Annotated in this window: 11 protein-coding genes and 1 pseudogene; 8 read left to right on the top strand and 4 right to left on the bottom strand. The window is 72.5% G+C overall.

Features of this window, described 5'->3' with window-relative positions:
* The 5 genes and pseudogenes from AB0J72_RS45715 to AB0J72_RS45695 form a co-directional block, all read left to right on the top strand.
* A pseudogene (locus AB0J72_RS45715) lies at positions 1 to 394 on the top strand (hypothetical protein); the annotation flags it as partial.
* A 32-nt stretch (positions 395 to 426) separates the two neighbouring features.
* Entirely contained in the window at positions 427 to 846 is a 420-nt protein-coding gene (locus AB0J72_RS45710) for a roadblock/LC7 domain-containing protein (RefSeq protein WP_344500208.1), read from the top strand.
* A gap of 65 nt (positions 847 to 911) precedes the next feature.
* Positions 912 to 1,223: a DUF742 domain-containing protein gene (locus AB0J72_RS45705; RefSeq protein WP_363411769.1), complete on the top strand. Its 312-nt coding sequence runs from the start codon at positions 912 to 914 to the stop codon at positions 1,221 to 1,223.
* Entirely contained in the window at positions 1,204 to 1,803 is a 600-nt protein-coding gene (locus AB0J72_RS45700; protein WP_363411767.1) for an ATP/GTP-binding protein, read from the top strand. Before AB0J72_RS45705 ends, AB0J72_RS45700 begins: the two co-directional genes overlap by 20 nt.
* A gap of 15 nt (positions 1,804 to 1,818) precedes the next feature.
* Positions 1,819 to 2,694, top strand: a complete 876-nt coding sequence (locus AB0J72_RS45695; protein ID WP_363411765.1) for a terpene synthase family protein — start codon at positions 1,819 to 1,821, stop codon at positions 2,692 to 2,694.
* A 66-nt stretch (positions 2,695 to 2,760) separates the two neighbouring features.
* Here AB0J72_RS45695 and AB0J72_RS45690 read toward each other — a convergent pair whose 3' ends face one another.
* Positions 2,761 to 3,600, bottom strand: a complete 840-nt coding sequence (locus AB0J72_RS45690) for an MBL fold metallo-hydrolase (protein WP_363411763.1) — start codon at positions 3,598 to 3,600, stop codon at positions 2,761 to 2,763.
* Positions 3,594 to 4,190, bottom strand: a complete 597-nt coding sequence (locus tag AB0J72_RS45685; protein ID WP_363411761.1) for a dihydrofolate reductase family protein — start codon at positions 4,188 to 4,190, stop codon at positions 3,594 to 3,596. Before AB0J72_RS45685 ends, AB0J72_RS45690 begins: the two co-directional genes overlap by 7 nt.
* Positions 4,191 to 4,264: 74 nt before the next feature.
* Between AB0J72_RS45685 and AB0J72_RS45680 the strand changes: the two genes are divergently transcribed.
* Complete coding sequence (locus AB0J72_RS45680; RefSeq protein ID WP_363411759.1) at positions 4,265 to 4,783, top strand: helix-turn-helix domain-containing protein; 519 nt, start codon at positions 4,265 to 4,267, stop codon at positions 4,781 to 4,783.
* Between the two features lie 96 nt (positions 4,784 to 4,879).
* Positions 4,880 to 5,236 carry an STAS domain-containing protein gene (locus AB0J72_RS45675; RefSeq protein WP_363411757.1) on the top strand — a complete coding sequence of 119 codons (357 nt, stop codon included), beginning with the start codon at positions 4,880 to 4,882 and terminating at the stop codon, positions 5,234 to 5,236.
* Between the two features lie 10 nt (positions 5,237 to 5,246).
* On the opposite strand, the gene AB0J72_RS45670 is transcribed toward AB0J72_RS45675, so the two are convergent.
* Together AB0J72_RS45670 and AB0J72_RS45665 are read right to left on the bottom strand one after the other, a co-directional pair.
* Entirely contained in the window at positions 5,247 to 7,058 is a 1,812-nt protein-coding gene (locus AB0J72_RS45670; RefSeq protein ID WP_363411755.1) for an amino acid transporter, read from the bottom strand.
* 312 nt (positions 7,059 to 7,370) lie between these two features.
* On the bottom strand, positions 7,371 to 8,468 hold the full coding sequence (locus AB0J72_RS45665) for an AI-2E family transporter (RefSeq protein ID WP_363411753.1): 1,098 nt from the start codon (positions 8,466 to 8,468) through the stop codon (positions 7,371 to 7,373).
* Positions 8,469 to 8,590: 122 nt separating this feature from the next.
* On the opposite strand from AB0J72_RS45665, the gene AB0J72_RS45660 reads away from it, so the two are divergent.
* Positions 8,591 to 9,304, top strand: a complete 714-nt coding sequence (locus AB0J72_RS45660; protein ID WP_363411751.1) for a polysaccharide deacetylase family protein — start codon at positions 8,591 to 8,593, stop codon at positions 9,302 to 9,304.
* Positions 9,305 to 9,315: the final 11 nt, after the last annotated feature.

The following is a 9,315-nucleotide window of genomic DNA, read 5'->3' as shown; positions in this document are numbered from 1 at the left end:
CTCGTTGCCGGCCGCACCGCCGGCCGCCGTGGAGCAGGCCGCGCCGCCCGCGGCCGCCGTGCCCGCCGAGCCGGCCAGTACCTCCGCGCCTTCCGTGCCCTCCGCGCCCGCTGCGCCTTCCGTTCCTCCGGCGCCGTCTGTACCGGCCGCGCTGCCGCCGACGCCGAACGGCCTGCCCCGCCGGGTCCGCCAGGCCGCCGCGAACGGCACGGCGCAGGACACCACCAACGGGGCGGCGGGCGCGCCCCTGAGCCCCGACGAGAACCGCCGCCGCTGGGCCAGCTACCAGCAGCAGACGGTCCGCGGCCGCGAACAGGCCGAGCAGGTTGGACAGGCGTCCGACGGCACCGGTGACCCGGGGTCGGGGGCCGACGACGAGAACCGGACCCGGTAGTGCGGCGGGACCTGGTAGAAGGAGACAGTTCGGTGCAGCAGAAACATCCGGTCGCTGAGTTGCAGTGGTTGCTCAACGACCTCGTCAAACGCGTCGGGCACCTGCAGCAGGCCGTGGTGCTGTCGGCCGATGGGCTGCTGCTCGCGGCGTCCGACGGCCTCACCAAGGACGACGCGGACCACTTCGCCGCGATCGCGTCCGGCCTGCAGAGCATCGCCCGCGGCGCCGGGCGCCGCTTCGGCACCGGCGCGGTGCGGCAGACCATCGTCGAGATGGAGTCCGGGTTCATGCTGGTGACGGCCGCCGGACACGGCGCCTTCCTGGCGGTCCTGACCGGCTCCGACGCCGACATCGGCCTCGTCACGTACGAGATGGCGATGCTGGTCGCCCGGGTCGGCAAGTACCTGGCCACCGCCGAGCGCACCCCCGCGGACCCGGTTGACGCGAAGTGAGCGGTCAGACCGACGGTCCCGGCTGGGCTGACGACGAGGCCGGACCGTTCGTCCGGCCGTACGCGATGACACAGGGACGCACCCGGCCGTCGGAAGGCGAGTTCGACCTCATCGCGGTGGTCGTGTCCACGCAGCCGGCCGCCGCGATCCGCGGCGACCTGCCGCCGGAGCAGGCCGCGATCCTGAACCTGTGCCAGCGGCCGCTGTCCGTGGCCGAGGTGTCGGCGCACCTGCACCTGCCGCTCGGCACCGTGCGGGTGCTGCTCGGCGACCTGCTCGGCGCCGGGCTGATCCTCACCAGCGGCCCCAGGCCGGCCGCGCAGCCGCAACGTCACCACCTACTCAAGGCGGTCATCAATGGTCTCAACGCTCTCTGAACCGGCCGACGGCGGCGGGCTGCTGCCCTCCACGGTGAAGATCCTGATCGCCGGCGGGTTCGGTGCCGGCAAGACCACGTACGTCGGCGCGGTCAGCGAGATCGAGCCGCTGACGACCGAGGAGCGGCTGACCGAGGTCGGTGTCGGCATCGACGACACGTCCGGCGTCGACGCGAAGACCACCACCACCGTGGCCATGGACTTCGGCCGGATCACCATCACCGCCGACCTGGTGCTGTACCTGTTCGGCACCCCGGGCCAGGACCGGTTCTCGTACCTGTGGGACGAGCTGGCGCTGGGCGCGATCGGCGCGGTCGTGCTCGCCGACACCCGGCGGCTGGCCGACTGCTTCCCGTCGGTCGACTACTTCGAACGCCACGGCACGCCGTTCATCGTGGCGGTCAACTGCTTCGACGGCGCGCCCGTGTACGACGCCGAGGAGGTGCGGATGGCGCTCGACCTGGACCCGCAGGTCCCGCTGGTCCTGTGCGACGCGCGGAACCGTACGAGCGCCAAGCAGGGGCTGATCAGCCTGGTGCAGCACGTGATCGCCTCGGAGGAGCCGGCGCCGGTCGGCTGACCGTATGATCATGCGGTGACCGCGATCGCTGATCTCCTCGCGCCGAGGGAGGCCGGCGCGGTCTGCGCCGTCGCCAGCCACGTCCAGCGGGACCTGATCGCCTGCGCCGGCGCGTACCCGGAGCTGTTCCCCGCGAAGCCGTTCGACGGCCCGTTCTTCAGTACGATCGCGCTGGCGAACACGTTCTGCGCCCCGTGGCTCGACGCAGGCCAGCTCCGCCCCGCCAACCGGATCACGATGTGGATCTTCGCGGTCGACCGGTTGATGGACCTCCTCGCCACCTCCCAGGCCGAGATCGACGCGATCGTGGCCCGCTGCCTCGCCGTCGTCGACGGCGGCCCGGCCCCCGCGGGCGACGAGCTGGCCGGCCTGCTCGCCGACATCCGCGCCGACCTCGCCACCTCACCGGCGTTCCCCGGCCTCGCCGAGATCTGGCAGGACGACGTCCGCCGGATGCTCGAGTCGATGACCCGTGACTGGCAGTGGAAGGCCGACCCCGCCGCGGCACTGCCCACATTGGACGAATACCTCGCCGGCGCCGAGTTCGGCTACTCCCTGGTGTTCCTGTCGCACTGGATCGCCACCACCGACGCACCCGTCACCGACACCGGCGCGCTGGTCGACGCCGGCCGACTGGTCCAGCAGATCATCCGGATCCTCAACGACTACGGCACCTACCAGCGGGACGTGACGTGGGGCGACGTCAACGCGTTGCTGCTCGGCGTCGACCGGGAGGTGGTCGACGCCAGGCTGGCCGCGCTCATCGAGGAGGCCGGCGAGCGGCTCGCGCCGCTGATGGAGACGGACCGGCCGCTGGCGACGTTCCTCGCCCGGCACATCACGTTCAACCAGGGCTTCTACGGCCTCGCCGACTACTGGGGCAGCCGCTGACCCACCGCGCCCGTCGCCCGCGGTGCGGCAGCACCGCCCCCGGGGCCGGTGCTGCCGCACCGGTCGTCAGCCGCGGGCGCCGTCGCGTCCGGTGCGTGCGGCGAGGCGGTGGACCTGCCCGTCGTGCACGTCGCTGACCCACTCCCAGCCCGGCTTGGCCGACGGGCCGATCCGCGGGTCGTCGGGGACCCGGCCCTCGCGCAGGGCGAGCACGTACGCCCGGTCCAGCTCGATCCGTGCGCGCACCTCACCGGCGCCGCCGACCGACCCGTGCCCGGGGACGACGACGTCGGCGCCGCCCGCCACGTCCTCCAGCAGCCGCAGCGCGGCGAGGTAGTCCTCGACCGGGTCGGCGGCGTCACCGTGCAGGTCGAGCATCGGGATCAGGACGTCGGAGAGCATGTCGCCGGCGACGAGCACGCCGCGCTCCTCGATGAGCAGCGCCGCGTGGCCCGGGGCGTGCGCCTGATGCTCGATGATCCGGACCTGCGGCCCGTCCCACGGAATCCGCGCCGTCTCTGCGGGCAGGGCGGTGACGAGGCCGTACAGGTCCAGCGGGACCTGGTCGGCGATCTCCGTCTCGGCCAGGTGGGCGGTGATGTTGGCCTTCGCGTCCGGGTCGGACAGCTCCTCCCGGACGCTGTCCGCGCAGCTGGCCGTGCAGTACCGCGGGGGCGCGCCGAGCTTGGCGTGCCAGAGCAGGTGGTCCCAGTGCGGATGGGTCGAGAAGCCGGCCACGACGGTCTGGCCCGAGGTGGACAGGTCGCTCGCCAGGCAGGCCATCTCGTGGTCCTGCACCCCGGGGTCGATGAGCAGCACACCGGCGCGGCCCTGCACGACGATGGCGTTGCTCTTCAGGAACTCGCTCTCGTGGACCAGCACACCGTCCGCGACCCGCGTCAGCACTGGCTCGCCTCCTTCGCGTCCCGCACCGAGTAGCGATGCATCGTGACGCCGTGCTCGAACGATCGCTGCTCGATCAGGTCGAGGTCGATCGGCAGGTCGTAGTCGTCGAACAGCGGCCGGCCGAAGCCGAGGATCGTGGGGTGGGTGAAGAGCAGCAGCTCGTCGAGGAGGCCCGCCCGGAGCAGCTGCGTGGCGAGCGTCGCGCCGCCCACGCCGATCGCGCCGCCGGTCTCGGCCCGGAGGGCGGCGAGCTGCTCGATCGCGTCGTCGCCGCCGATGACCCGGGTGTTGTGACCGGCGGTGTGCCGGGTGCGGGAGACGAGCACCTTGGGCGCGGTGGTCCAGATCTCGCCGTATTCGCGCATGACGTCCGGCAGCGACGCGTCCTCGCGGGCCCGTGGCCAGTACTCCTCCATCGTCTCGTAGACGACGCGGCCCTGGACCATGAGCGCGAGCGCTCGCGCCTGCGCGTTGAACTCGCGGTGCAGCTGCTCGTCGATGCGCAGCCAGTCGCCGGCACCGTTGTCCCCGGGAACCTGCTCGATCCGCAGGTCGAGGGACACGTTCATCCAGTAGACGAAGCGGCCCATCCTCACCCTCACCCTATAGTGGTTGCGTTCTGCAACCACTATATTGGTGGCGTCATACCTGTCAAGGAGGAGTCGTGGAACCACGGTCCGGGTGTCCGATCAACGCCGCCGTCGAGGTCCTCGGGGACCGCTGGTCGATGCTCGTGCTGCGCGACGTCATCTTCGGCGACCGCCGCTACTTCCGGGTGCTGCTCACCGGGTCGATCGAGGGCATCGCCTCGAACATCCTCGCCGACCGCCTCGTGCGGCTCGTCGAGGCGGGCATCCTCACCCGCGGCACCGCGTTCCGGGGGCAGCGCGCCCGCTACAGCCTCACCGAGGCCGGCATCCAGACGCTGCCGATCATCTACGCCCTCGGCAACTGGGGCCTCGACTGGCGCCCGGGCAGCGCCGAGCTGCGGACCCGGCAGCAGCTCATGCGCGACGAGGGCCCGGCGTTCATCGAGGAGCTCATGGACGAGCTCCGGGAGCGGCACCTGGACGCCCCGCCGAAGCCGCGCCACGGCCCGGGACCGCTCGAGCGTCTCGACGCCGCCTACGCCGCCTACGCCGCTGAGCAGGAACGCCTCGGCGAGGCAGGTCGACAGGCCTGACAAGAAGGTCCGTTCGAACAATTTACAAAGCCCACATTTGCCGGTGTTACTGAATGAGGACTGTCGCCGTTAGGGTCGGACCAGGGTTCCTCGCCGGTGAGGGAGAGCGTGGTGGCGCTGTCGTTCGAGGTGCAGAATGAGGCCGCTGGACGGGTGCTCATCGTGCTGCACGGCATGCTCGACAGCCACGGGGTGGCGGTGTTCCATCGCGCCCTCGCCGCGGCGCTGGAGTGGTATCCGACGCTGGTGGGCGTCGACCTGACCGAGGTCACGTGGATCGACTCCGCCGGCATGGGCGCGCTCGCGGCCGCGTTGCGCGTCGGCGGGCAGGTGGGATACCGGCTGGTCGTCGCCGCCGTCAGCGCGACCGCGCACGAACGCCTGCGGCGCAGCGGCCTGGCCGACTCCCTGGACGTCGCCGGGCCGAAGCGTCCCAGGCGCCCGGCGGGCTGACGTCGCTCTACTATCCGACGTGGACGTGCGGCCGGTGGATGCGGTCGGGCTCCTGCCGGCGCAGTACCTCGCGGGTGACCGGTGCGACCTCACCCTGCCCGAAGATCAGGAAGCGGAGGAAGTTGACGGCCGGGTTGCCCTCCGTCCACTCGAAGTAGATGTGCGGGCGCCGGCCCGTGCGGTCCCGGATGCCGAGCAGCAGCGCCGCGATCGCACTCGCGACGGCCGGGTTCTGCAGGGCTAGGACGCGGAAGCGTCCGTGCATGACCTCGCCACGCACGACGACGGCGGACGCGAAGTCGGAGGCGTCGGTGATGGACACCTCGACGAAGATCACGTCGGCGGCGTCGGGGATGTCGTTGTCCGCCAGGATCTGCTGGAGCTTCTCCCGGTAGTCGAGGGCCGTGCGGCGCGCGGGATCCTTGGCGACCAGCCGGATCGTACGCCGGGCGCACTCGTGGATGAAGGTGCTGGCGGTCGCGTCGAACTGCAGGTCGGTCACCCGCAGCTCGAACGACCGGTCGATCCGGGACAGCACCGACACCAGCACGATGCCGACGATGAAGAACCCGGCGATCTTCACCCCGTCCGGGCGTTCGGCGATGTTGGCGATCGTGGTGTACATGAGGACGGCGGCGATGACCACGAACGAGACGAACTTGCGGCGCTCGCGGTGCCGGCGGGCGGACAGCGCGGCAGCGACCGCCGCCGAGGTGATCAGCACGAGGACGCCGGTGGCGTAGGCACCGCCCTGGGCGTTGACGTCGGCCCGGAAGTAGACGGTGATCACGACCGCGATCACGAGGAACACCAGGACCAGCGGCCGCACCGCCCCGGCCCAGTCGGGCGCCATGCCGTAGCGGGGCAGGTACCGGGGCACCAGGTTCAGCAGGCCGGCCATCGCCGACGCCCCGGCGAACCAGAGGATGGCGATGGTGGACAGGTCGTACACGGTGCCGAAGACCGGACCGAGGTGCTCGTGCGCCAGGTAGGCCAACGCCCGGCCGTCGGCCTTCCCGCCCGCCTTGAACTCGGCCGGCGGGATCAGGACCGTGGTGACGACGCTGGTGGTGAGCAGGAACCCGCTCATGATCAGCGCGGCCGTGGTGAGCAGCTTCCTGGTGTCCCGGATCCGCCCCGCCGGCGCTTCCTCGCTGTCGCCCGGGTCACCGCGCACGTGCGGCATCACCGCCACACCGGTCTCGAACCCGGACAGGCCCAGCGCCAGCTTCGGGAACACGACCAACGCGATCGCCACGACCAGCAGCGGATTGCCGTGCTGGGCCGTCAACGCCGCCGACCAGTCGGTGACCGTCGACGGGCGGCTCGCGATCAGCCACAGGCCCTCGACGACCACGACCAGGTTCAGCGTCAGGTACAGCCCGACGATCGCGACCGCGATGCCGACCGCTTCGGTGAACCCGACGAGGAACACCGCGCCGAGCAGCACCAGCAGGACCAGCGTCACCAGGACCTCGTGGTCGCGCAGCGCCGCCGGCCAGAACGGGTTCTCGTCCAGGTGCGCGGTGGCGTCCGCCGCGGACAGCGTCATCGTGATGACGAAGTCGGTGGCGGCGAACCCCAGCAGGACCAGCACGAACAGCTTCCCCTGCCAGAACGGCAGCAGCCGCACCAGCATCGCGATGGACCCCTCACCGTGCGGGCTCTCCTGCGCCACCCGCCGGTACACCGGCAACGCCCCGAACAACGTGACCAGCACCAGCACCACCGTCGCCACCGGCGACAGCAGCCCGGCGGCGAGCGCGGCGATCCCCGGCTGATAGCCCAGCGTGGAGAAGTAGTCCACCCCGGTCAGGCACATCACCTTCCACCACGAGTGCCGACGGTCCGCGGCCGGTTTGGCCCCCGGACCCGCGTGCTGCAACGACCGGTCATTGATCCCCGACAGCAGCCAAGCCCGGAACCCGGCCGTCACCGGGCCCGACATACCTGTCCACCGTGACCGCCTCGCAAAGCGTCGGACATGTCCTGCACGGCGAGCCCCTACCCGACCGGCCCGGAAGTAGTAACCGCGAACGGATGACTACCCGCGCCCCTGAGCCGTCCCGTTACAGGACAAGGCCCTCCGGCTGACGGGATGCCGTTCTCCGTTGGGTGCAACACGCCACCCGTGTCACGGAGGGTCGTCGGTGTCGGCGGGTGGGGTGGGTGGGGCTGATTCCGCGTGGGCGGCGGCGCGGTAGCCGGCCACGGCGTGGTAGACGAACGCGCACGTCGGCACCGCGACGACGGCGCCCGCGATGCCGGCGACGAGGGTGCCCACGCCGATCGCGAGCAGGGTCACCACCGGGTGGAGGCGGACCGCGCGGCGCATGACCAGGGGGTGCAGCAGGTGGCCTTCGGTCTGCTGGACGAGGAGGACCGCGGCCAGGACGAGCAGGGCGGTGGTCGGGCCGCGGGTCACGAAGGCCACCGCCACGGCGATCACGCCGGCGACGGTCGCGCCGACGATCGGCACGAACGCGGCGATGAAGGTCAGCAGGATGAGTGCCAGGGCGAGCGGGACGCGCAGCACGACCAGGGCGATGCCGATGCCGAGCGCGTCCACCGAGGCGATCACGACGATGCCGCGCACATACAAGGTGACGGAGTGCCAGCCCGCTGCCGCCGCGGCCGTCACCCTGGCCCGCCGGTGCTCCGGCACGAGCGTGGTGGCCCGCTGCCACGCCAGCGGTCCGTCCCGCAGCACGAAGAACAGCAGCAGCAGGGTCAGCACGCTCGCGGTGAGGATCTCAGCGGCGCTCGCGGCTGCCGCCGGGCCGGGGATCGCGCTGCGGAGCGCCCGCACCGCCGCGTTCGTCAGTTCCGTGATCTGCCGGGCGTCGAGGTGCAGCGGCCCGGACACCAGCAGCTCGTGCAGCCGGCCCACGCCGGCGGTCAGCTGCCGCCGCAGGTCGCCGAACTGGCTCACGACCCGCACGCCGATCAGCACCAGGCTGCCGAGCAGGACGAGCAGGAGCAGCAGCACCGTCAGCAGCGAGGCCAGCCAGGCGGGCAGCCGCAGCCTCCGCAGCAGCCGGGTCAGCGGGCCGAGGAGCGCGCCGAGCAGCAGCGCCGCCACGACCGCCAGCACGACGGGAGCGATCACCACGAGGACCCGGATGAGCGCGTAGACGCCGGCACCCAGCACGAGCAGGCATCCGGTCACCGCGGCGGCGGTCAGCAGCCACCCGGGCACCCGAGCGGCCAGCCGCACCGAGTCCGGTCGCATGCGGCCGCCGTACCCGGTCCGGGACCTCCGAACCCCACCCGCACGGGCCGCGACGAGCCGCAGTTTCGAGGCCACGGCACCGGGTAGCCGCCCCGGCCACACGGCGAGCATGGAGGTGCCGCATGCACAGACGGCTTCTGGCGGCAGGCGTGTCCGCAGCCGTCGTGGCCCTGCACGCCGGTCCCGCGGTGACGGCGCTGCCCCTGGTCCGCCGGCACCTGCGGGCGCTGAGCGGCACCGGCCGCCCGGGCACCGTCGCGCTCACCCTGGACGACGGCCCCGACCCCGCGTCCACGCCGGCCTTCCTGGGGTCGCTGGCGCGGCTGCGCGTCCCCGCGACCTTCTTCGTGCTCGGTGCCATGGCGGCGAAGGCGCCCGGCCTGCTGCGCCGGATCCAGGAGGACGGGCACGAGATCGGGGTCCACGGCTGGACCCACCGCGATCACCTCCGGATGACGCCGGGCCGCGTCCACGACGAGCTCGCCCGGACCGCCGACCTGATCGCCGGCACCTGCGGGGTCCGGCCCGCCTGGTTCCGGCCGCCGTACGGCATCCTCTCCGCGGGGAGCCTGCTCGCGGCGGCCCGGCTCGGCCTGCGTCCGGTGCTCTGGAGCGCCTGGGGCCGCGACTGGGAGGCCGGCGCCACCCCCGGCACCGTGCTCACCCACCTCCGGTCCGGCGGCATCCGCGGCGGCGCCACCCTGCTGCTGCACGACAGCGACTGCGCGGCGGCTCCGGGCGCCTGGCGGTCGGCCCTCGGCGCGCTGGGGGCGGTCGCCGGCGACTGCGAGCGGCAGGGCCTGCGACTCGCCCGGATGAGCCAGCACGTCCCGTGACGGGCCGGCAG

The sequence above is a fragment of the Dactylosporangium sp. NPDC049742 genome (genome assembly GCF_040674675.1).
GTDB lineage: Bacteria > Actinomycetota > Actinomycetes > Mycobacteriales > Micromonosporaceae > Dactylosporangium > Dactylosporangium maewongense.
This window is presented reverse-complemented; position numbering and strand designations above follow the sequence as displayed.

Excerpts from the sequence above, each read along its gene's own strand:
- AB0J72_RS45705 (WP_363411769.1), top strand. The coding sequence starts at position 912 with ATGACACAGGGACGCACCCGGCCGTCGGAAGGCGAGTTCGACCTCATC.
- AB0J72_RS45700 (WP_363411767.1), top strand. The coding sequence starts at position 1,204 with ATGGTCTCAACGCTCTCTGAACCGGCCGACGGCGGCGGGCTGCTGCCC.
- AB0J72_RS45685 (WP_363411761.1), bottom strand. The coding sequence starts at position 4,190 with ATGGGCCGCTTCGTCTACTGGATGAACGTGTCCCTCGACCTGCGGATC.
- AB0J72_RS45670 (WP_363411755.1), bottom strand. The coding sequence starts at position 7,058 with ATGTGCCTGACCGGGGTGGACTACTTCTCCACGCTGGGCTATCAGCCG.
- AB0J72_RS45665 (WP_363411753.1), bottom strand. The coding sequence starts at position 8,468 with ATGCGACCGGACTCGGTGCGGCTGGCCGCTCGGGTGCCCGGGTGGCTG.
- AB0J72_RS45660 (WP_363411751.1), top strand. The coding sequence starts at position 8,591 with ATGCACAGACGGCTTCTGGCGGCAGGCGTGTCCGCAGCCGTCGTGGCC.